The organism is Paenibacillus sp. MER 99-2, assembly GCF_023714095.1.
In the GTDB taxonomy this organism is placed as follows: Bacteria; Bacillota; Bacilli; order Paenibacillales; family Paenibacillaceae; genus Paenibacillus.
Genome location: NZ_JAMAUZ010000008.1, coordinates 134222 through 155965, shown reverse-complemented (window position 1 = coordinate 155965; position 21744 = coordinate 134222). Strand labels below are relative to the sequence as shown.

The following is a 21744-nucleotide window of genomic DNA, read 5'->3' as shown; positions in this document are numbered from 1 at the left end:
AACGTTTTGAAATCGAATACAGGCAAACGGCTATTACAGTACGCCTTAAAAGCCAAAGGTACATTTATAGCCGCATTAATTATGCTTACGATCGGTGTTGCGGCAGAGCTCGCCGGCCCATTTATCGCCAAAAATATGATCGACAATCATTTATTAGCTATTGAACAGCCCTTCTACGAGACATCTGCTTCAGAAGATGCGGCGGTGTATAAGGGAAAGAATTATAAACGCGAAGGATTATTCGAACCAACGGAAAGTAAAGGTGCTGAAGTACGCATACTGCAAGCTGGACGTAGCTTTTACTTTGTAAATGAACCCGTAAGCACATCAGACGGTGATCGTTCCTATGCCGATGGCACTCTGACGGTAACTCGTGCAGGTGAAGTAACGGGGCAATATGCGGCAGTACCTCTATCGGCTGGAGAACTGTTTGCTTTTTACAAACCGGAGATGCCAAGCATTTATCAATTAATCGTGTACTACATGATTTTTCTTGTGATCTCGGTCATTATGGAGTTTGGTAAAACCTACTGGCTGCAATCGTCCGCCAACAAGGTCATTCAACGACTTCGTAATGATGTGTATGCTCACATTCAGCGCCTGCCCGTCAATTTCTTTGACAATCTGCCTGCAGGTAAGGTCGTTTCAAGGGTGACCAACGATACAGAGGCCGTTAAAGATCTGTTCGTTGCGGTACTGTCAAACTTCTTCTCGGGAATCATTACGATCACTGGGGTGTATGTTGCCCTCTTCCTGCTCGATGTTCGACTTGGACTTATCTCCTTATTCGTCGTTCCTATGCTTATTGCCTGGATTGTGCTATATCGTAAGTTCGCTACTCGCTACAACACGATCATTCGTTCACGACTCAGTGAGATTAACGCGATCATTAATGAGTCCATTCAAGGGATGTCCATCATCCGCGTATTCCGCCACCAGAAACAAACCAAGCAGGAATTTGAAGATCTGAATGATGACTATATGAAACATCAGAACAAGATGCTTAACCTGAACGCCTTTACCTCACACAATCTCGTTAACGTATTGCGGAATATCGCATTTGCGGTCGTTCTGTGGTATTTCGGATCAAGTGTGCTGGATGGCACCAGTATCATCTCGCTAGGTGTGTTGTATGCATTCGTGGATGTACTCGGTCGTCTGTTCCAGCCAATTACTGGCATGGTAAACCAGCTGGCGAACCTTGACTCCTCTCTTGTATCTGCTGGACGTGTATTCGAACTGATGGATGAAAAGGGAGAAGCGGTTACCGATGGTTCAATGCCACGATATAAAGGAAATGTGGTCTTTGATGACGTATCCTTTGCCTACAACAAAGATTTTGTGTTAAACAATATTTCGTTCCAGGCCTTACAGGGTCAAACGGTCGCGTTGGTCGGTCATACCGGTTCAGGCAAAAGCTCCATTATCAATTTGTTATTCCGATTCTACGACCCGCAAAAAGGTAAGATTACTATCGATGGTCAGAACGTGAAGGATCTGCCCAAACAGTGGATTCGTGAACATATGGGGATTGTATTGCAAGACCCTTATCTATTCACCGGAACGATTGCCTCAAACGTCAGCCTCGGGGATCAGAAGATTACCCGTCAACAGGTTGAACAGGCACTTCGTGACGTAGGCGCAGAACGTATTCTGGCTCATTTACCACAAGGTTTCGATGAACCGGTTATTGAAAAGGGAAGCACGCTGTCTGCTGGACAACGTCAACTGATCTCTTTCGCCCGTGCGCTGGCATTTGATCCAGCGATTCTAATTTTGGATGAAGCTACAGCCAACATTGATACCGAAACGGAAGCCTTGATTCAAAATGCGCTTGAAGTGCTCAAAAAAGGACGAACAACTTTCATCATCGCCCATCGTCTCTCCACAATTCGCTCAGCAGATCAGATTCTGGTACTACATCGTGGACGAATTGTTGAACAAGGAGCACATGATGAGTTAATGGCACTCCAAGGTCGATACTATCAGATGTATCAACTGCAACAAGGTGCTCAGGCTGTTCAAGCTCCAGACACAGCCCATGAAGCAATACGCACCTCTTCCTTTGCTGGAGGCAACGCCTAGAGTAAAGCATTATGGTGTTTTACATCTAAGCTAAAATGAATTTTCCGTGTGTACGAAATTAAACCGATGTGTATCGCAGACACCCCATCTGTTGATATGCACCGGTTTTTTTAAACTTTTTACACTGTCGCGATTTCCTCTTATTGACATTCTGACCATCCTCTCGTATTATACATACCAACGGTCGGTATCATTAAGGAGGTAGCTATGGCAAGAAACAAATTCCCTGAACAGACGTTAGAACACATCCTTACCGTATCAGCCCAATTATTCACCGCGAAAGGCTACGAGAAGACGAGTATTCAGGACATTATTGATCATTTAGGCATGTCGAAAGGCGCGGTGTATCATCATTTCAAATCCAAAGAAGAGATTCTTGATGCTGTAATGGAGCGACAATTTGCTTTTGCAGCTCAAATGCTGGATCAACTTGTGGAGAAGGCTACCGCAATCTCAGCGAAGGACAAATTGGTGTATATTCTTGAACACATCGTCTCTAATCAACAGGTACACTCCTTAGATCGAGTGCTATTAACCCAGATCAAAAATCCTTTATTTATCGTCAAAGGCATTCAACAAACGGTTCAAATTGATGCCCCGATCATAGCTGCAATCATGCGTGAAGGCGTTACAGACGGCTCGATCACTACGGGAAATCCTGAAGCCTGTGCGGAAATTTTCTTAATGCTGATCAATATTTGGATTAATCCAGCCTTATTCAGCCGTACACCTGAGGAAACGAAGACCCGTCTGCACTTCTTGCAACACATGATGAGCACCATCGGTGTTCCGATCGTTACTGACACGTTAATTGATCAGATTATCCACCAGCATAACGAGATGGGGGCTTATACCTATCCCGTTCAGGACACTCATCAACATACAAGAGATGTTCCCCATGAAAATTAACACACATATGATTCGCAAAGAGTGGCTTATTCAAGAACCTGTCCTCTCCCTCTCACTCGAATGGATGCAAGGTGAAGTACACATATATCGCAGTAGGGATCAGCATGTACGAATAATTCAGCGAGCATCTGTGCATTTTCCAAATAAACGATGCTTCACAACCCGTTATCACCAAGGTTCGCTTCATATTGGAGACGGACGTTCGAAGTCCTTTCCGATCGGTATTCACTTTCAGCGCACATCGTTGGCTATCGGACTCCCTCCTTCTACATTGGAACAATTGTACCTTCGGGGCGTAGGTACTCGGTTTATCGTAGAAGATGCTCAAATAAGCCACTGTGAGTGCAGTTGTACTTCAGGGCAATTACATATCTCCGGTGATACGCAGCAGCTCCGCCTACACATGGTCGGCAGTCGTGTACAATCACAGCATTTAACTGCAGAGCACATGAACATAAAAGGTACATCCTCACGCTTTCAGCTTACAGGTCAGTTCTCTCATATTCAGGCTAATACGACAGGCAGAACACTCTCCATTCATTCAGCCACCATGCCACAATCGGTAAATAGCACTGCTACCGGGTGCAATGTGAATTTAAGAATTCCTAACCCGAATGAAGGGTTCCGATTGCGTTATAAACACGTCGGAGGCACACTTCAGAGTGAGTTCCCCCTGCAATCGAATCGTGACGAGCACATTTATGGGAATGCATCTGCCTCTTTTCACGCCCAAGTTCGAGGTGGACGATTCACTCTAGGCACGTATTCACCCCATTCGTTATAGAGGAGGAACGCGTTATGAGCATCGGTTGGATTGTAGGTACTTCCTTAGCTATCATCGTATTGTTATCTGGACTCGTAGGTTTAAACCAAGCTGTACGTAGACAACATAAGGCTCGTTGGCCATGGTGGCTCATTGGGTTTAGCGTAGCAGCCCTGATCAGTGCGGCGATTAATTATCCCGGAACCTGAATACCAAGTGGATTTATCCAATAGTGATGCTTATATTCGAAAATAAAAAAAAACAATCCGCTAAAGCCTTATGGCTGCTGCGGATTGTCTATCCAACCTTTGCATACATATCCCATGTAAAGAACCGTCTCTCGCACTAGAAAAGGAAGCTTGCTGCGCCATGTCTGATAAGCTGTCGTACGTGTTGGAGAAGGTACAACATCCATGCCTAAACCGCTGGCCAGCATCATCGATCGCTTCATATGTAATGGATCACTTACAATCGTATATGTTTGGAATCCTGCTTGCTCTCCGACACCAATCGAATATGTAAAGTTCTCCTCTGTAATGTGCGACTCTGTCTCAAGCTGAATATCTGCTGGATCCACGCCGTGTGCTATGGCATAATCACGTCCAACCTCAGCTTCCGTACGCTGCTCCACACTGCCAGCACCACCAGTGAACAGCAAATGACTTACTGCGCCCTGATGATACAACAATATGGCGTGCTCAATACGTTCGCGAAATACAGGTGAAGGTTCGTTTCCTACCACTGCTGCGCCGAGTATGATAGCCGCATCCGATATACGTGTTGATGCTTGCTCGCTATACGTCATTATAAGCCAAGCTGTGATAAAAGCCCACACGAATCCACCACCAACGATGGATGCCAAGAAGATTAGTATCATTCGCTTCAACTTCGGCTTCCTCTTGTCTGACATGCCTGTCCTCACAATGCCTCATCCTCTTCGGTTGAACGACAGCACATGCTCTCCTCATGCATACGTTCAAGTCGTTGCAATGCTGCGGCAGACTCGGCATCCAGACCAAGCTGGTCAATCCATGCAGCCGTATAGATCTGCAGGGTCATTTCCAACTCTTGTGCACGGTTCTTAAAATCCTCTAATTCGCTTATCATCCTTGATCGCCCTTCAGGACTAAACGTCTCATGGATTCGTTCCTTGAAGTAGTGATGTACGATGCTGTTGCGTTGTTGCCATAGTTCATTTAATTGCCGGGTCTCGTCGTCCGAGAACGTAAAATGATGGCGAACTTCATGGATAAGCTGACCCAATGAACTGCTCATTTTCCGCTCGTATAGATCCTCCAGATCCTCATCTGTCATCACTTTGCCCTGGGACAATTTCATTAATAAAATCAGATTGACCAGCTGCTGTTCAAGGGACTGTCCGTAATAAACCGCTAATCCGTAATAAGCAAACAATTCTCTGGAGTGTTCGCTGTCCAGCATGTCACCATTCTTCATGCCTGTGTTGTGCATAAGCGAGCGCCCCCTCATCTCCGTAAATGTTACTCCATCTTCATGTCCCTCTATCGTAACCAAACCGGGACTAACATTCAAGTTAACGATGAGGACGGCTTCTAACCCCGTAAATCCCTTCTACCAGATAGCCAAATATGAATGCTCAATAACAATATTGCATACACAGCAGACCATGTGCAGACCAGAATAATCTGACCTAAACCGCCACCATCATATAACATCATCTTCTGAACAAGGTAGAAAGCGGGTGGTAGTATGTACGACATCCATTGAAGGGATTCGGGCAATCTCTCCGATAAAGACACTTGTACGAATGATGACAGTAACACAACGATGAAGATGGGTAAGCTTCGGCTGAGCCGGGATATGTATGCGTTCTGAAAGAATACACTGACGCTAAGGCCGAGTAATGCTAATACAAGATGTCCGCACCAAGCAACGATCCATTCATTGGCGCTCGGTTGCCTCTCAAACATTCTAGTAACGATAGGATAAACAATCGTAATCAAGGCCATGGCCAACTGCATAACTACTGCACTGATCAATTGCCCAATGGCTACTTTTCGTCTACTTCCTGCATGAAGCACCAATAATTGAATCTGCCCCGGGGGTTCGGCATTCATTACGGTTAATCCTAACCAGGCCGATCCAAAAAAGAGCAGCATGGCCGTTACCCCATAACTATCCGCTACTGGGTTAGGTTTATATGAATACATTAGTAACATAACGATTGTATAAAATACGACAGGCGCGAGGTATTTCTGTGAACGAATGTTCTGTTGTAACAAGTACTTGATTAAATACTTCATTGAGCGTCCTCCTTAGCAACACATGCAGCGGATAGAGCATCAAGAGAAGAAGTATTCTTTTCGTCCACTATCGCTTGGATCGGCGATTTTCCCTCTAACAAACGTTCCATCTGAATTAAACTTTTATCCTGCTGAACAGATACAATTGAACCGCCGGAAGCAATAATCTGTCCAATGATCCGGTCTGCAGAGCTGCGACTCACTCTCCAATCCCACAACCACTCGTAATGTGCTATAACCCCATGTTGTTCTATATGAGAGCTGTGAACAGATCGAACACCTGGTTGTCCAGTAACGTTCGTTATCTGATCCTCTTGTCCTAGTTCTACCGCCTGTTGCATTAAACTCTGGATTCGCATATCAGGTTCACCGATACACTCCAGATCAGACTGTCTCCAATGGCGCAGGATTTCTCCTTGTTGCAGAACGATGACATGATCCGCCATACGTTCAATAATTAAGGGCTCATGACAGGCCGTTATAATCGTGGTCCCTTGCTCTTTCCATTGTTGTAACAGCGACACGATGGCTTCCTGTGCCGCATGATCCAGACCGGACAATGGTTCATCTAACAGGATAAGTCCACCTGGACCTGGAAGCAAGGATTGAATCAGGTTCACCTTCTGAAGTGTACCTTTGGACAACAAGGGGAGCTGCTGATCAATCGCTGCACCAAGGAATAATCGTTCGCTCCATTGCTTAATATGTTGCTCCAGCACAGCGGAGCGAAGACCATGTATCCTTCCCATCGTCATGAGGTACTCTTTAGCCGTAAAAGGTAGCTTAGGTAGCCCATCAATCGCGAGCATTGTTCGACCCTTAAACGAAGATTGCATGCTTCCCGAATTCGGCAGGATCATTCCTGCTAACATTCGCAGGAGCGTGCTTTTACCTGAGCCATTTCTACCAACTAACACAGCACACTCCCCTACAGCGATATGAAAACTAATCTCTTTCAACACCTGCACTGAGCCCAGACGTTTACTTACCTGTTGCAGCAACACCCCTTCGGCTCCTGAATGATATGTCTGCTCTTCCTCTACGTTGGTTGTTTTCTTAGAACGTGTATTTGTCCTCCAACCCACCAATTGATCACATCCGTTCCGGTGCTTTTACACCTAGCAAATTCAAACTGTGTGCCAGACGTTCTGCTGTACGTTCCGTTAGTGCTAACCGGAAAGCTCTTTCTTCCAGTGGTGCGTCCGCAATCCGTTCTGCATGATAGAACCGGTTAAATGCCTGTGCAACATCAATTGCATATTTGGCTATGACGGAAGGCTCATTGCGGTGTACAGCTTTTCTCAAATATTCCGGGTAATTAGCCAGCAATTTTAACAACGTCCATGTTGGTTCACTCGTGGTCACTTTCTGCTTCATGCTGTTGTTCGCGTGATCAAGTGCTGTTAGCTCCTTTTCAAGGCCTTTCTCCGTTTCGGCAACTTCTCTAGCCTTAGCCAGCACACTGTTAATCCGAGCATACGCATACTGCACATAGGGACCCGTCTCCCCTTCAAAGCTCACCGCATCTTCCAACGAAAAATCGATATCATTCAGACGATTGTTGCTCAGATCTCCAAATACAATTGCCCCTACACCTACTGCCTCCGCAACCTCCTGCGGATTAGGCAGATTAGGGTTCTTCTCCTGAATAATCTGCATTGCACGGGAGACCGCTTCGTCCAATACTTCTTGTAAAAAGACGACCTTACCACGGCGAGTAGACATTTTCCTTCCTTCGAAACGCATCAGACCAAACGGAATATGCTCACAATTCGCAGACCAGTCATGACCCATCCGGGATAACACTGCAAAAACCTGATTGAAGTGCAGCTTCTGCTCACCTCCAACCACATATAACATCTTGTCTGTCTTCATGATATCATGCCGATATATCGCTGTAGCTAAATCCCTGGTTGGATAGATCGTTGTTCCGTCCTTTTTGATGATTAAGCAAGGGGGCATATTCTCTTCTTCCAGGCGCACCACAAGTGCCCCATCACTCTCTTCCAGCAATCCTTTCGCCCGGAGTTCATCTACGACTGCACCCATCTTATCATTGTAAAAGCTCTCACCTAGCGTATAATCAAACTTCACGTTTAAACGCTCATACATCCGATCGAATTCCTTCATGCTTACTTCAACGAAAAAAGCCCATAACCGCTTAGCTTCTTCATCCCCCTGCTCTAGCTTGCGAAACCAATCTCTTGCCTCTGTCTCCAAAGACGGATCATGCTCAGCTTCATCGTGAAAGCGGACATACAGTTCAAGCGAAGTGCGGATCGGTTCTGCCTGTAATGCTGCATCGTTCCCCCACCGCTTGTATGCTGCAATCTGTTTGCCAAATTGGGTGCCCCAATCTCCCAAATGGTTCACACTCACCGCGGTATAACCCGCTTCATTATACAAACGATATAACGCGGCACCAATGACGGTTGAACGCAAATGTCCGACGCCGAACGGTTTGGCAATATTGGGGGAGGACATATCAATCACAACACGAGCACCAATACCTTCTTCGAGTTTGCCAAATCCAGGCTGTCCCAGCTCCTGCAGCAGCTGTGTTGCCAGCTGCTCACGTTTAAATCGGATGTTAACATATGGCCCTGCTGGAGCAGCCTCTAGAATATCCGATTGCAATGCACTCGCAATCTCCGTTGCGATCGCTACGGGAGCCTTTTTCAACGACTTAGCTAACACAAAACACGGAAACGCAATATCGCCCATCTCCTGTTGTGGCGGTACCTCCAGTAGGTTCAATACTTCTGATTCTTCAAGCCCGGTTAAGGGGGCAATATGTGCAGCAGCCTGCTTTTTCAACATCTAAAACACTCCTTGATTTATTAATAAATACGTAATTAGAAAATAAAAAAAGCCCTCGTCTCCTGTAAAAAGAGACGAGAGCTGTTATTTACAGTCCCCGCGGTACCACTCTAAGTGAACAGTGTCTAGGTACACGAATAATTCGTCCTATTACTGTTCCGCTCGGTGCGATTAACGGCCGCATGCCGGATTACCCTCACACTGATGAGTTACAATACTGCAGACATGTAAACATCACTTCGGACAACCATCTCACAGGTGCGTTTCACACAGATCATTTCATACCGGCTTCCACCCGCTCCGGCTCGCTGTCATGTATGGGTCTGGTTACTCTCCTGATCACAGATATTGGTAAGTTTCAATTCATTGCCATCATTATACAGACTGAGTTCTACTTTGGCAAATGGCTTATGAATGATTATGCCACGACTAACGCCATCATGCGGCACGACTCTGCACATTTACGGCAAGCTTCCGCACAGGCTTGGCAATGATCATGTCTATGCTTCTCACATTCCGCCGCGCAGGCTTCACATGCTTTTATACATAAGTCACAAATTTCGGCGATAAAATCACTTCCACGTGTCATCGCTTGTGCAGCAAAACCACAGATCTCTGCACATTCCCGACTCAAACGAATGCAATCACGCAGCATGGCTAAATCATATTCTTTCAAACTTGATATGTAACATACGTTGCAAGCATTCATGGACTCCAGGCAAGCATCAATACATTGTTGAATTTGTTGTTGTGTCATTTAAAGTTACCTCCCAGGCAAAGTTTCCTATGCATCTTAATACCCAGCCGGGAGGTCCCTTGAATCATTACACTGTTTTTACCGCTTCTAGTGCGAGTAACTGGTTTCGGATAACCGTTTGATCAAAATGCTCACCGATGAACACCGCAACATTAGGTACATCGCCCTGAGGGGTGATTTTCATGTAGTCTGACTCACGATAAGCGTACTGGAACCAAAACCGGCTGGCTGTATCGCTAAAAGTCAAAATTCCCTTTGCACGATACACATCCCGGGGCAATTGTGACACAAACGATTCAAATGCCTCACTATTCACCGGGGCACTGAAATAATGGGTATACACCATCACATGTTCATGCGACGCGTGCGGATGAGGCTGATGATTACCGTCATGGTTGTGCTGGTTTTTATGATCATGGGAATGGTCACCGTGAGAGCCTTCGAAATGCTCATGGACGTGACGGTGTCCTACCGGATTATCCAGCGATGACTCATGCTGTCCATGGGTACATCCATGAGCTGCACAAGCTTCCGTATGAATATGGTGTTCTTCACTGTGGTGCTGCTCTGATTTATTAGGCGATGCCTTGCCGTGGACAGCAGATCCGCTGCGAAGAAGCATATCTAGGTCAACCTCACATTTAACTGTAGGCATGACCGGGGCATAGGCATTCCATTTTGCGAGTAATTTCTTCAAGCTGTCTAGTTCTTGTTCGTTCACACGATCTATTTTGTTCAATAACAATACGGAAGCGCAGCGAATCTGCTCCTGCATCAGCTTGTATGTCTGACCCTTCTGTTCCAGATACAATCCAGACAAATGCGCAGCATCTACTACGGTAATCAAACTCTTCAGCTCTATACGCATGTATAGTGACGTTTCTGTCACCGCATCGAGAATTTCCATCGGATTGGCTGCTCCCGTTGCCTCGATAATGATAACATCAGGAGATTCCGTCTGCACAAGTTCAGCAAGCTGTAGTCCTAAGTCTCCGCGCACCGTGCAACATATACATCCACCTAGCATTTCGGTCATTGGAACCGAGGAATCTACAACTTGTCCATCTAAATTCACTTCACCTAACTCATTCATGACAACAGCAGGGCGTAATCCTTGTTGCTTCCAATGTTCAATCAATTGAACGAGCAGGGTTGTCTTACCGCTTCCCAAAAAGCCTGACAATATATATACAGGGATGGATTGATCTTTTACAACAGTTTCATTCATCGTTATACACCTCTTTAGCCTGACCATCAAATCTGATCGATTTCTATCTTAGGGCATGTCTGAAAATGCGTTGAAGTGAGTCCCTCGGAGTTTTCAGACACTTCTTTGCGAGTGTACACCAAGTAGGATTCGCTTTGCAATATGCACGCAGCCCTGTGCTCTTTGCATTGCCTGATTTCGCTGGATGGTCTATGCTATGGAGACATGAAATGAGGAGGATCGTTTAAGATGATTAATTCAGTGGAACAACATCGTCAGGAAGCCCCTAACACGGTTTCATGTATGATTGTCACCGTTTCGGATACTCGGACGAAGGATACAGACACAAGCGGTCAGCTGATGCATCAGCTCTTATCTGAAGCAGGCTACCAAGTTATCGACTACATTATCACACCTGATGAAGCCGATCGGATTCAAGCGATCCTGCAGGATGCAGCTGTTCGCGATGATATTGAAGCAGTGCTGCTTAGCGGAGGAACTGGCATTGCACCTAGAGATACAACATACGAGGCTGTGTCCTCACTGTTAGATAAAGAGTTGCCAGGATTCGGTGAAATCTTCCGCTTCCTTAGCTATACAGAGGATATTGGCTCTGCAGCTATTCTCAGCCGGGCTGTGGCAGGAACGATTGGGCGTACAGCCGTGTTCTCTATGCCTGGTTCCAGAGGAGCGGTCAAGCTAGCTATGGAAAAGCTCATTTTGCCTGAGTTACGACATGTGATGCGAGAAATATACAAACCCGTCTGAGAGCTCAGACGGGTTTGTATATTTTGCTGTAATCGTTTTGTTGTAATTGTTTTTTTATTACACAGGAACGAAGAAGACAGTAATGCTTTAGTCCAATTTATTTAACATATGATCGAACACCTGCAATACTTCATCCTCATAGACATCCTTTTGCCCACCTGAAGCAGTGTAGACCATAGCTACATAACCTTTACTACGAATCGTTGTTTTGCCCAACACATTCTGCACTACAGCCTGATCCTCCGCGTTACCATACATCTCTTGCATGCGAAGTGTCCGCGTATGATCGTCGGCAAAAATATGAACTTTTACAACATGTCTTCCACTTCCGTTCAGCAGATACATGTACGTAATTCCACCCTCACCATCATCAGCAGACATGTTGTTCATCAGCTTTATACCTTTTTCGTTGAATGCTCGATCCAACTCTTGTATAAAAGCTCCGTTCAGACCATGCCCCTGCGACTTCGCACGAATATTCCCTTCGTTTGTAGCTTGCCCGGAATAGATTTTAACTTCCTGTGAAGTGGAGGATGATGAACAACCTGCGAGCAGCGAAATGCTTAATCCTAACATGAGGCTTGTTCGTGTTATTGCGCATTGCTTCACTTTAGGTGATCGACCTTGAGTTGTAGTATCCACGCTACCTCTTCCCTTCCGTCACAGTGTCGTGACATCCTATGGTAGAGTTAGCATGTCTAATAGAATCGAATCTTATTCGATATTAACCTGATGTTTCCGTTGTATTTACAACCGTGCGCCCAACCGCTTCTCCTTGCAGAATTGCTCCCAATGTCTGAGGCAACTGTTCCCATGTAATCTCTTGAATGCCTAATTCAAGTGCACGATCCGGTTTCCACTCATCGCCAAGCAGCTTCCATAACCGTTCCCGACGTTCCATAGGGCAATACACTGAATCAATACCGATGAGCTGAATGCCTCGCAAAATAAATGGAAGCACCGTCGACTCAAATGCTGTCCCCCCAGTTAGTCCCGATACGGCAACCACTCCCCCATACTGGATCTGTTTTAACCGTTCAGCCAGCGCTGCGCCTCCAACAGGATCAACTACGCCTGCCCACAATTGCTTGCCTAGTGCTCCTTTGGCTGGCATGTCTGCTTCTTCTCGTGAAATGACGTGTGAAGCTCCTAAATCCCGGAGCAGCTGCTCTTGCTGCTCTTTTTTGCCCGTGCTGGCAGTCACCTCGTATCCTAGCTTAGCAAGGATGGCTACTGCCATACTCCCAACACCACCCGTTGCACCTGTCACCAAAATTTTGCCCATCTCAGGGGTTACGCCCGCTTGAACCATAGCATCGACTGAAAGCGCTGCAGTAAAACCTGCTGTTCCAATCGCCATCGCTTCCTTTTCGCTTAGACCTGGTGGCAGTGGAACCAGCCATTCACTACGGAGACGTGCATACCGACTATATCCACCAAAGTGAGATACCCCTGGCTCAAAACCGGTACTGATTACACGGTCACCTGGGGCAAATCGTCCACTCACCGATTCCTCCACAGTTCCCGCAAGGTCTATACCAGGCACTATTGGATATTCACGCACAACGCCTCCTTTTTCAATCGTCGCAAGTCCATCCTTGTAATTGACACTGGAATATTGAACCTGTAGTGTAACGTCTCCGTTGGGCAGGTCCTCTTTTCTGAGCTGTTCTATTGCAGCCTTGACCGCGCCATCTTGTTCTTTCCTTACTACGTATGCTGGAAAAGTGTTCTCCATCGTTATCCTCTCCTAATGGTTTTCTTATTTTTTTGAAGCAACTCATTTCAAAAGCAGCTAAGTAGAATGAAATTCAATTCATGTAGTTAAATATTCATCACAAGAATTCATAAGTTTCGTTTTCCCGGTTACCGATAATCCATATCACCTTACTGCTTCACTCGATCTGCTACTTGTTAAAAGGTACACTAACGGCCCGACCAGCGGAACAACGCCAATCCACGCCCAAGCCTGTGAACGTCTGCTATTAACAGCATCTCTATAGATGGCAAACACAGATAGCAAGGACAATACAACAAAATCAATAGTCATAATGTGTACAAATGAAGATTGGCTGAACGCTTCCCAATATGCTGTGGCATTGCCCTGTTTCAGTCCATAAAAGAACGTCCCCAGGGTCAATAACAGCAAAATTCCATGCGTTAAGTTATTTCCTGCCAATCGACGAATACCTGACCTACGATCACTGCTAAAGGATAAGCTTGTGTATGCTGGAGTTAACTTGTGTGCTGAGACCCACGCAAAATAAGGCAATAGCGCAAATGCTCCCAACCCAAACGATAGTATTACAAACGGCCATGCTGGAAAGCGACTACCTCGCTCTTGAGGGGATGTCCGTAATAATAAGCAAGCGTAGATCGCGGGGAATATCCCCAGCCACGAAAATACGACAAGTAGCCACGGTTCCCTGCTCTGCATCGTAATCAGTTCTCCAAATATAGGGTCATCTCCTGGCGGCTGTCCTGGTGCCCATAACCACGCATAGATGATAAAAGCTACCCATACCAATCCCAAAACCCATCTCATATGTACACCTCCTCTATCTTTCATCCCCCACGAATGTTTGCTTGAAACAGCAATCCAGCGGCTGAGCGATGAGGTTATTTGGTAAAGAGAGGTACGATATGTCGAAACAAGAACTATGCCTATTGCAAGATTTGGCGTCTCCTGCGCTTTCCCGAGAAATAATCCATTCATTTCCGCCTACTATTACACTTATCATGAGCTTCCGTTACACGTAGTATATCGCAATGCTCCGCCTTCTTGTCCATGATGAATCACACAACTTCGATAGGAACGAAACCTCTTAGGTTCACCATCCCTAGTTCACCAATGGACCCAGAATGAACATACCGATGAAAAAAAGGCATAAGCCGAGTAACTCTCCGGTTATGCCTTACTCTATGTTTTGGTGCTATTCCTCTGTGGATTGAACATGCTCTGCAATCAGCTTCTGTTTCATATTCCAAGCTGCCGGGCTGATGTTTACGCGATAAATCTCTGGATTAAGCTTCCGTTGATATTCTGGCCAGAAAAGGTTCATCTGTTCCCGGTGGTAGCTACGGATCTCATCCAAAGTTGGTAACTCGTATACTTTACGTCCATTTACGAAGATAGGCTCCAACATGTTAATCGCTTCGTAGCGGGTCACCGTCTTCTTCAGATAAGGGTGTAGCGGGTTGAACAACTTGAGCGGCCCACCCTGCAATGGCTGCTCTTCACCCGGATAACAGATATAATCTGCGATTGCTTTGCCATGTTTCGGATCAATGATCCGGAATACTTCCTTTTTACCTGGCGTGGACACTTTTTCGGGATTGGCTGATATTTTAAGCGTAGGTAGCATCTCACCACCATCAACTTCACGTTCTACCAACTTATAGACGCCGCCCAGAGAAGGCTGGTCAGAAGCCGTAATCAGCTGTGTACCGACGCCCCAAGTATCAATACGTGCGCCTTGAGCCTTCAGGTTGAAGATGGTATTCTCATCGAGATCGTTAGAAGCTACAATTTTCACATAATCGAGCCCTGCTTCATCCAGCATTTGACGTGCTTGAATGGACAGATACGCCAAGTCACCACTATCGAGACGAATTGCATTCATTCTCTTGCCTTGACTCTCCAGCATTTTAGCTGTTTTGATTGCATGAGGCACACCGCTGTTCAGGGTATCAAACGTATCTACCAGCAAGGTCACCTGATCTGGTAACACTTTGGCATACACGTCAAAGGCCTCCTGCTCGCTCATGAAGCTCTGTACCCAAGAATGAGCATGTGTTCCCGCCGTTGGGATGCCGAACCGCTCTCCTGCCAGCATATTGGATGTAGCATGGAAGCCAGCAACGTAAGACGCACGTGCTCCCCAGATCGCCGCATCCGCTTCCTGTGCACGTCTTGTTCCGAATTCGAGTAAGGTATCTTGGCTTGCTACTTGCTTGATCCGCGAAGCCTTCGTAGCAATCAATGTTTGATAATTCATGAAGTTAAGTATCGCCGTCTCCACAAGTTGCGTCTCCATAATAGAGCCTTCTACCCGAATAAGCGGTTCATCAGGGAATACGATTGCTCCTTCCTTCATCGAATGAATTGTGCCCTGAAATGAAAACTGGAGCAATTCTTCCAGAAAGACAGGATCGTAATTTTCCTCTTGTTTGGATAAATACTTGATGTCGTCCATGTTAAAACGAAGCTGGCTGATGTAATTCACAATGCGTTCCAATCCGGCAAAAACAGCATATCCGTTTCCAAACGGAAGCTTGCGGAAATACGCTTCAAATACCGCTTTTCGCTTGTGAGTTCCATTCACCCAGTGGGCATACATCATATTGATCTGATATTTATCTGTATGTAAAGCCAGGCTAGTCGTCTGCATTTGTCTCATCCTCTCTGACTTCCGCTCATGTTCATAGGCATTACCTCTGAACACAGGTTAACATGTGGAGACTCTCTTCACGACTTACAGTGACATTAACCAAGTTCGTTGTTAATCTCAAAAAGTCTCCAGTTTATTTTCATTCACCATATTTAACGCTAATCTAACACAAATACAGCTAACAGGATTCATTAAGCTATCATGTAAGAATAGTCTCGCTTGCTTTCACAACTTGAGCCCCCAGACTAGAACGGAAATGTTCTAGTGCCCACTCATGTCCAGCAGCGTTAAAGCTGGCTACAGCATCTTCATACACCGTGATGTGAAAGCCTTTGTTGTAGGCATCCACCGCTGTATGTAATACACATATATCCGTGCACACTCCTATGAGTGCAATATCTGTAATTCCGCGTTCCCTGAGCCTAAGCTCCAGATCTGTTCCACAGAAGGCGCTATATCTCGTCTTATCCATCCAACGAATATGCTCTTTCCGATCCTCCATCACTTGGGCTAAGCGTCCATATAGTAGCCTTCCCTCTGTATCCCTAATGTTATGAGGCGGGAAAAGTGTCGTCTCCGGATGATATGGATCATTCTGCTCGTGCAAATCTACAGCCATAACGACTTCATGCTTATGATCACAGTAATTCTCAGTAATTGCAGCCACAGTCTCTTCGATCTCAACTGCCGGCCCACCAACAGGCAAAGCGCCTGTCACAAAATCTCGGGTAAAATCGATGACAATCAATGCTTTCATCGTCTGCACTCCCTTTATTTTGAGAATAGTCTGAGCCTGATTCAATCCTAAGGTTAACTTGACCAGTTACGTATAAATAGATAAGCGAGGCACAAGTTCTGTGAAACGGTAGAGCTGCGCCGGACGCTGTGAATATTGATTGGAACTGAGGAGGTTGCCCTCTTCATCTCTTACTTCTTCTACGATCCCTTTACGACTACGCGTTGAGGTAATCTTACGGATGAAATTTGGTTCTTCAAAATCAGGGACAACACTCTGAATGACCTGGTATAATTCACTTAACGTGAAATCACGTGGAAGAAACTGACGTGCAATCGTCGTTTCCAGCATCTGTTGCTGAATCCGGCGATACGCATCCTCTATAATGGTTCGATGATCAAACGCGAGCTCAAGCTCCCCGAGCGCTTCTTGGATCGTAAATAGTCCAACATCTTCTGCATCATCTGCTGCCTGACGGTGTTCCAGCATCCATTCCTCCACAAGTGCAAAGAACGCGTGCGAGATAATCCAACCCCGTGGATCACGCCCCGGCTGACTATATACATTCAGATATTCTAAATGACCACCATCGACACCGGTTTCCTCCATCAATTCTCGCTTCGCAGCATCGTAGATCGATTCGTTCTCTTGACAAAATCCACCTGGCAGAGCCCATCTTCCCGCAAATGGCCATCCTTTGCGTTTAATTAACATAACCTTGAGTTCCCGAATAGGGAGAGTCTTCGTGACCGTCTTCCGCTCTCGTTTGGTCAAGGTGAACATGACGATATCCGCAGGCACACCATCGGGAGTACGATATTTCTTGGAACTATAAGCACGAGCCGCTTGTTCATCGCTATCAGCATTTAAGTGTTCGTAGTTTTCGCTCATGGGCACCACCGACTATTTTCAATTTGATAATTTCATTATGACATAATAAATTCTTTTGTCAACCTTTGGATTCTGTCGTTTGTTTCCTAACCCCTGCAATACGGAATGTCGCTGTTGCCATGCAACCGAGTGTACCGGTAGCATCTCGAACCTCAGATTGCGTTGTAACGCTGCGTCCTGCTTGATGCAGTACCGTTGAGGCTACAATTAATTCCCCTTGTTTCATCGGAGCTAGGAAATGTACATTCAGATTCGTCGTTACACAACTGTCCACGTCCATTGCAACGGTTGCTACCATTCCCATCGCCTGATCCATCAGAGATGTCAGTACACCCCCATGGATAATGCCCATGGAATTGGTATGGTGCTCACCTGCGGTGAGTCCAATCTGTACTTCTTTTTCATCACCTTTAATATAACGACAGCCTAGGAAGCCCCAGAATCGCCCTTCGCCCTCTTCAACCATTTTGTCCAAAATACTCATTATTGATTTCCCCTTTATTCTCTTTGGTGTATTTCACTCTTGATGTCCTGTGTTTGGATGAAGCTTCTACAGCATGATCTCACACAAAATAACCCCACGAAGTGGAGCCTCTCAATATAATATCTAATTACATTCGAGTCTGTTCCCTGCTTCGTCCTATAAGAGACTGTTCCGAAAATAAACACACGTATTATACATCAAAAAGGCGCGGACTGCGTCCGCACCCTTCTACAACTTAACCGCAGCTCGTCGGAGGTGAATCCGTGCCAGCTTCTACATTTACTTTCTCTGAGACTGTATCCCGAATAACAGAAATTACAAGCTGAAGCAGATAGTTAATATCACTCTGGCTTTGCTGAAATTCAGTTACCAATGGGATGCTGTCCAGTTCATCCTGCAAATCAGTAATTTCCTGTTCAATCTTGTTTACCATATCAGCATTTTTGAAACTTTCGAAGGCAACAATCTCTTTTTGCTTTTTCTTAATTGTTGCAATCAACTGCTGAATGCGCTCATGGTCGCGAATTTTGGATTCTGCTTGTTGGAACTGCTTCACTTCCTCGCTGGTTCCGAGCATATCCGCCAATTCTTTGGCTTTTCCCATAATATCGTCGCGTATGACCAGATTGCGCGTATCGTAGGTCGGCATACCATAATGGTTGTACTGCACTTGCTCCTGCGCCACTGAAATCGCTCCATTCTATGAGATAATATAAGATGGAATACACGTTCTGCACCGAGCCACTATGACTGCTTATGTGACCGCTGCATGCTCGGATCGTTCTTTCGATCGCTGTTGTCCCTGTATTTTTTGATTAGATATTCAATGGGTAAAATACAGGGACAAAGGCGAGCGCTTCGCTTCTACAGAATCGATTCCGATCCTTTCGCTACATCCGCCGTATTAGCTCCGTGCACATCGCATCATTCCATCTTATTGGTTGTGGGTACTGATATTGATATATTACTGGTTCGCAGCTACTGGCTCGTTGAGCAGATTACCGCGAATATAGAACGTCATCGGATCTGTGATCTCTACATGTACGAAAGTACCGATCAAATCCTTGGATCCTTCAAAATGAACCAATTTATTGCTACGTGTCCGTCCTGCCAGAACATTTGAATTCCGTTTGCTTTCCCCTTCAACGAGAACTTCTACCACTTTGCCACGCTGTTTCTCATTACTGCTCTGGCTATACTCGTTGATCGTTTCATTCAACCGTTTCAGACGTTCCTTTTTCACTTCCATCGGTACATTATCCTCCATCACCGCTGCTGGCGTACCCTCACGCGGAGAGTAGATAAAGGTATATGCGAAGTCATAACCGACTTCTTGAACGAGTGACAATGTATCTTCAAACTGCTCATCCGTTTCTCCAGGGAAACCAACGATAATGTCGGTAGTCAACACGACATCCGGAATGGCTGTTTTAATTTTGTTTGCAAGCTGCAGATAGTGTTCCCGATTATACTTACGACTCATACGTTTGAGCACTTCTGTACTTCCTGATTGCACTGGAAGATGAATATGCTCAACCAAGTTACCACCTTTGGCTAATACCTCGATCAGGCGATCATCAAAGTCACGTGGATGACTGGTCGTGAAACGTACCCGTGGAATATCAATCTTGCGAATGTCATCCATCAAGTCACCGAAGCTGTATTTCAGATCAGTGAAGTCTTTACCGTAAGCATTTACGTTCTGACCTAGTAATGTAATCTCTTTGAATCCCTGTCTTGCCAGCTCTCGAACCTCAGCGATCACATCTTCTGGTCGTCTACTGCGCTCTTTGCCTCGCGTAAATGGAACGATACAATATGTACAGAACTTGTCGCAGCCGTACATAATGTTCACCCACCCGCGCATACCTTCGCGTTTTTTCGGCAGGTTTTCAATGATATCGCCCTCTTTGGACCATACTTCAACGACCATCTCTTTGCTGAACAGAGCTTCCTGAATCAGATGTGGCAATCGGTGTACATTATGCGTACCAAAGATCATATCGACAAATCCATGTTTCTGCATAATCCGGTTAACGACGCCTTCTTCCTGAGACATACAGCCGCACACACCAAGCAGTAGTCCTGGACGTTCGAGTTTGAGCGTTTTCAGATGTCCCAGCTCGCCGAATACTTTATCTTCCGCATTTTCTCGAATCGCACATGTATTCAGCAGAATAATGTCTGCCTCTTTGCGATCTTCTGTGGACTGGTATCCCATGGATTCCAATAATCCTTTGATCGTTTCGGAATCATGCTCGTTCATCTGACAGCCGTACGTATATACGATATAGTGTTTGCCTTTTCCTATGTTTTTCAGTTCATCTGGAATGGCGTTGTCGTATAGTACCTGTACGTCTTCCTTGCCCCGCTGTTTCTCCTGACGATGATTCGGCTCCGATTTGATATTAATATCCCGACCCCGAATTCGAATCTTTTTGCTGAATTCATCTTGCGAAATTACTTTGGCATCGGAGAAATCAAAATATTGGGAGTAGTCCTTTTTTGAGTCTTTAGCCATTTCCTTCGGTCACTCCTTACAGCCTCTATTCATAAAAATTCGTTAGTCCATCTCTAGTTCGCATATAAGCTTTATATTCCATGATTCAAAAGAGCATTACAGTAAATTATAACATGTATTGGGCTCTAGTTCCACCTGCAAAGCGCACACGCCCTCTCCTCTAACAGATGACGAATGAGTCTCCTGTCTGTACTTCAAATGCAACAAAAAACCCGAGCCCCGCTGGAATATCCAGCTATAAGGTATGCTCGGGTTGTTGTATTAATAGAGTGCCAAGGCCACTCCACAATTGACACATTACAAATGACTAGTCGATGATTTCAGCAGTATCACCATTACGTGCGCCAGCTGCATTTGCTTCATCAGTGTCAATATGCATGTCCAATGCAAAGGAATCAGATACACGAGCCAGTACATTTTCCAGTACCAGACCACGATCTCCGCCCAGACGAACTTTCAGCATTTGTTTGTCCTCAATGCCCCATTTAGCAGCATCAGACGTATGGAAGTGAATGTGACGAGCGGCAACAATAACACCTTTATCGATCGTTACTTCGCCAGCTGGTCCTTTAATTGTAATGCCTGGTGTACCTTCAATGCTTCCAGACTCGCGTACAGGTGCTTTAACACCAATAGCGAAGGAATCTGTCATCGAAATTTCCAGCTGTGTTTCAGGACGAACTGGACCGAGGATACGCACTTTATCGAACTGTCCTTTGGAACCAATTACAGCTACTGTTTCGTTAGCAGCGTATTGTCCAGGTTGGGACAGAGGTTTAAACTCAGTCAATTCATAACCTTTACCGAACAAAATTTCAACGTGCTCTTGGGATACGTGAATGTGGCGGGCTGATACGCCCACAGGTACTGTTTTACTCATTGTGAATTTCACTCCTTGTTTATCTATGGCCTCATTAGGCTCTTAACAATCCAATGGTATTATACTCCTTTTTGCAGTGAAATGAAAACGAACTGATGAAAATTCATGAAATACACTTATTTTACCTGAATTCAAACCTGTTTTTGGAAAATCTGCGGTTTAATGAACCTTACACTTTTCCATTAAATAGTTATGAGCTTATAACATGAGATAACATGTACTTTCCTTTCAGATGCACATTTCACTTAGA

At 45.5% G+C, this 21744-nt stretch carries 22 protein-coding genes and 1 other annotated feature; of the genes, 5 read left to right on the top strand and 17 right to left on the bottom strand.

Annotated features, from left to right (window positions below; all coding sequences use genetic code 11):
- The first annotated feature begins 6 nt into the window (after window positions 1–6).
- The 4 genes from M3636_RS24450 to M3636_RS24435 all read left to right on the top strand — a co-directional run bounded on the left by M3636_RS24450 (window position 7) and on the right by M3636_RS24435 (window position 3966).
- The gene (locus M3636_RS24450) at window positions 7–2085 is read left to right on the top strand and encodes an ABC transporter ATP-binding protein (protein ID WP_251384296.1); all 2079 of its coding nucleotides are present in this window, start codon (window positions 7–9) and stop codon (window positions 2083–2085) included.
- A gap of 207 nt (window positions 2086–2292) precedes the next feature.
- Entirely contained in the window at window positions 2293–2994 is a 702-nt protein-coding gene (locus tag M3636_RS24445; RefSeq protein WP_128101472.1) for a TetR/AcrR family transcriptional regulator, read from the top strand.
- Entirely contained in the window at window positions 2984–3778 is a 795-nt protein-coding gene (locus M3636_RS24440) for a DUF4097 family beta strand repeat-containing protein (protein WP_251384295.1), read from the top strand. Before M3636_RS24445 ends, M3636_RS24440 begins: the two co-directional genes overlap by 11 nt.
- 14 nt (window positions 3779–3792) lie before the next feature.
- Entirely contained in the window at window positions 3793–3966 is a 174-nt protein-coding gene (locus tag M3636_RS24435) for a hypothetical protein (RefSeq protein WP_164848674.1), read from the top strand.
- 68 nt (window positions 3967–4034) lie between these two features.
- On the opposite strand, the gene M3636_RS24430 is transcribed toward M3636_RS24435, so the two are convergent.
- From M3636_RS24430 to M3636_RS24400, 7 genes are all read right to left on the bottom strand, one after another.
- Complete coding sequence (locus M3636_RS24430) at window positions 4035–4634, bottom strand: YdcF family protein (RefSeq protein WP_251384335.1); 600 nt, start codon at window positions 4632–4634, stop codon at window positions 4035–4037.
- Between the two features lie 41 nt (window positions 4635–4675).
- The gene (locus tag M3636_RS24425; protein ID WP_128101469.1) at window positions 4676–5227 is read right to left on the bottom strand and encodes a hypothetical protein; all 552 of its coding nucleotides are present in this window, start codon (window positions 5225–5227) and stop codon (window positions 4676–4678) included.
- 101 nt (window positions 5228–5328) lie between these two features.
- Entirely contained in the window at window positions 5329–6039 is a 711-nt protein-coding gene (locus M3636_RS24420) for a hypothetical protein (protein ID WP_251384294.1), read from the bottom strand.
- On the bottom strand, window positions 6036–7124 hold the full coding sequence (locus tag M3636_RS24415; protein ID WP_164848672.1) for an ATP-binding cassette domain-containing protein: 1089 nt from the start codon (window positions 7122–7124) through the stop codon (window positions 6036–6038). The genes M3636_RS24420 and M3636_RS24415 overlap by 4 nt, the downstream gene beginning before the upstream one ends.
- Window positions 7125–7131: 7 nt before the next feature.
- Window positions 7132–8859: an arginine--tRNA ligase gene (gene argS, locus M3636_RS24410; protein ID WP_251384293.1), complete on the bottom strand. Its 1728-nt coding sequence runs from the start codon at window positions 8857–8859 to the stop codon at window positions 7132–7134.
- 67 nt (window positions 8860–8926) lie between these two features.
- Window positions 8927–9211, bottom strand: a binding site (T-box leader).
- Between the two features lie 66 nt (window positions 9212–9277).
- Window positions 9278–9616, bottom strand: a complete 339-nt coding sequence (locus M3636_RS24405; RefSeq protein WP_251384292.1) for a four-helix bundle copper-binding protein — start codon at window positions 9614–9616, stop codon at window positions 9278–9280.
- Between the two features lie 67 nt (window positions 9617–9683).
- Complete coding sequence (locus tag M3636_RS24400; RefSeq protein WP_251384291.1) at window positions 9684–10844, bottom strand: CobW family GTP-binding protein; 1161 nt, start codon at window positions 10842–10844, stop codon at window positions 9684–9686.
- Window positions 10845–11072: 228 nt separating this feature from the next.
- On the opposite strand from M3636_RS24400, the gene M3636_RS24395 reads away from it, so the two are divergent.
- Entirely contained in the window at window positions 11073–11591 is a 519-nt protein-coding gene (locus M3636_RS24395; RefSeq protein ID WP_251384290.1) for a MogA/MoaB family molybdenum cofactor biosynthesis protein, read from the top strand.
- A gap of 87 nt (window positions 11592–11678) precedes the next feature.
- Here M3636_RS24395 and M3636_RS24390 read toward each other — a convergent pair whose 3' ends face one another.
- The 10 genes from M3636_RS24390 to pduL all read right to left on the bottom strand — a co-directional run bounded on the left by M3636_RS24390 (window position 11679) and on the right by pduL (window position 21494).
- Window positions 11679–12233, bottom strand: coding sequence for a hypothetical protein (locus tag M3636_RS24390; RefSeq protein ID WP_145408792.1), 555 nt, complete (start codon window positions 12231–12233; stop codon window positions 11679–11681).
- An 82-nt stretch (window positions 12234–12315) separates the two neighbouring features.
- Complete coding sequence (locus M3636_RS24385) at window positions 12316–13329, bottom strand: acrylyl-CoA reductase family protein (protein ID WP_251384289.1); 1014 nt, start codon at window positions 13327–13329, stop codon at window positions 12316–12318.
- A gap of 144 nt (window positions 13330–13473) precedes the next feature.
- Window positions 13474–14136 carry a hypothetical protein gene (locus M3636_RS24380; RefSeq protein WP_251384288.1) on the bottom strand — a complete coding sequence of 221 codons (663 nt, stop codon included), beginning with the start codon at window positions 14134–14136 and terminating at the stop codon, window positions 13474–13476.
- 388 nt (window positions 14137–14524) lie between these two features.
- Window positions 14525–15982 (bottom strand): nicotinate phosphoribosyltransferase, encoded by a 1458-nt coding sequence (locus tag M3636_RS24375; protein ID WP_128101459.1) that lies wholly within the window; start codon window positions 15980–15982, stop codon window positions 14525–14527.
- A gap of 199 nt (window positions 15983–16181) precedes the next feature.
- The gene (locus M3636_RS24370) at window positions 16182–16739 is read right to left on the bottom strand and encodes a cysteine hydrolase family protein (protein ID WP_251384287.1); all 558 of its coding nucleotides are present in this window, start codon (window positions 16737–16739) and stop codon (window positions 16182–16184) included.
- 66 nt (window positions 16740–16805) lie between these two features.
- Window positions 16806–17609, bottom strand: coding sequence for an NUDIX hydrolase (locus tag M3636_RS24365; protein ID WP_128101457.1), 804 nt, complete (start codon window positions 17607–17609; stop codon window positions 16806–16808).
- Window positions 17610–17667: 58 nt separating this feature from the next.
- Window positions 17668–18093 carry a PaaI family thioesterase gene (locus M3636_RS24360; RefSeq protein WP_128101456.1) on the bottom strand — a complete coding sequence of 142 codons (426 nt, stop codon included), beginning with the start codon at window positions 18091–18093 and terminating at the stop codon, window positions 17668–17670.
- A 235-nt stretch (window positions 18094–18328) separates the two neighbouring features.
- Window positions 18329–18742, bottom strand: coding sequence for a YlbF/YmcA family competence regulator (locus M3636_RS24355; RefSeq protein WP_285859217.1), 414 nt, complete (start codon window positions 18740–18742; stop codon window positions 18329–18331).
- 315 nt (window positions 18743–19057) lie between these two features.
- Window positions 19058–20614 carry a tRNA (N6-isopentenyl adenosine(37)-C2)-methylthiotransferase MiaB gene (miaB, locus tag M3636_RS24350; RefSeq protein ID WP_251384286.1) on the bottom strand — a complete coding sequence of 519 codons (1557 nt, stop codon included), beginning with the start codon at window positions 20612–20614 and terminating at the stop codon, window positions 19058–19060.
- Window positions 20615–20921: 307 nt separating this feature from the next.
- The gene (pduL, locus tag M3636_RS24345; RefSeq protein ID WP_017689107.1) at window positions 20922–21494 is read right to left on the bottom strand and encodes a phosphate propanoyltransferase; all 573 of its coding nucleotides are present in this window, start codon (window positions 21492–21494) and stop codon (window positions 20922–20924) included.
- Between the last annotated feature and the right edge of the window lie 250 nt (window positions 21495–21744).

What these genes read in the sequence shown, in the direction of transcription:
- M3636_RS24445 (WP_128101472.1), top strand. Translation starts at nt 2,293, where the DNA reads ATGGCAAGAAACAAATTCCCTGAACAGACGTTAGAACACATCCTTACC.
- M3636_RS24440 (WP_251384295.1), top strand. Translation starts at nt 2,984, where the DNA reads ATGAAAATTAACACACATATGATTCGCAAAGAGTGGCTTATTCAAGAA.
- M3636_RS24435 (WP_164848674.1), top strand. Translation starts at nt 3,793, where the DNA reads ATGAGCATCGGTTGGATTGTAGGTACTTCCTTAGCTATCATCGTATTG.
- M3636_RS24430 (WP_251384335.1), bottom strand. Translation starts at nt 4,634, where the DNA reads ATGATACTAATCTTCTTGGCATCCATCGTTGGTGGTGGATTCGTGTGG.
- M3636_RS24425 (WP_128101469.1), bottom strand. Translation starts at nt 5,227, where the DNA reads ATGCACAACACAGGCATGAAGAATGGTGACATGCTGGACAGCGAACAC.
- M3636_RS24420 (WP_251384294.1), bottom strand. Translation starts at nt 6,039, where the DNA reads ATGAAGTATTTAATCAAGTACTTGTTACAACAGAACATTCGTTCACAG.
- argS (WP_251384293.1), bottom strand. Translation starts at nt 8,859, where the DNA reads ATGTTGAAAAAGCAGGCTGCTGCACATATTGCCCCCTTAACCGGGCTT.
- M3636_RS24405 (WP_251384292.1), bottom strand. Translation starts at nt 9,616, where the DNA reads ATGACACAACAACAAATTCAACAATGTATTGATGCTTGCCTGGAGTCC.
- M3636_RS24400 (WP_251384291.1), bottom strand. Translation starts at nt 10,844, where the DNA reads ATGAATGAAACTGTTGTAAAAGATCAATCCATCCCTGTATATATATTG.
- M3636_RS24395 (WP_251384290.1), top strand. Translation starts at nt 11,073, where the DNA reads ATGATTAATTCAGTGGAACAACATCGTCAGGAAGCCCCTAACACGGTT.
- M3636_RS24385 (WP_251384289.1), bottom strand. Translation starts at nt 13,329, where the DNA reads ATGGAGAACACTTTTCCAGCATACGTAGTAAGGAAAGAACAAGATGGC.
- M3636_RS24380 (WP_251384288.1), bottom strand. Translation starts at nt 14,136, where the DNA reads ATGAGATGGGTTTTGGGATTGGTATGGGTAGCTTTTATCATCTATGCG.
- M3636_RS24375 (WP_128101459.1), bottom strand. Translation starts at nt 15,982, where the DNA reads ATGCAGACGACTAGCCTGGCTTTACATACAGATAAATATCAGATCAAT.
- M3636_RS24370 (WP_251384287.1), bottom strand. Translation starts at nt 16,739, where the DNA reads ATGAAAGCATTGATTGTCATCGATTTTACCCGAGATTTTGTGACAGGC.
- M3636_RS24365 (WP_128101457.1), bottom strand. Translation starts at nt 17,609, where the DNA reads ATGAGCGAAAACTACGAACACTTAAATGCTGATAGCGATGAACAAGCG.
- M3636_RS24360 (WP_128101456.1), bottom strand. Translation starts at nt 18,093, where the DNA reads ATGAGTATTTTGGACAAAATGGTTGAAGAGGGCGAAGGGCGATTCTGG.
- M3636_RS24355 (WP_285859217.1), bottom strand. Translation starts at nt 18,742, where the DNA reads ATGCCGACCTACGATACGCGCAATCTGGTCATACGCGACGATATTATG.
- miaB (WP_251384286.1), bottom strand. Translation starts at nt 20,614, where the DNA reads ATGGCTAAAGACTCAAAAAAGGACTACTCCCAATATTTTGATTTCTCC.
- pduL (WP_017689107.1), bottom strand. Translation starts at nt 21,494, where the DNA reads ATGAGTAAAACAGTACCTGTGGGCGTATCAGCCCGCCACATTCACGTA.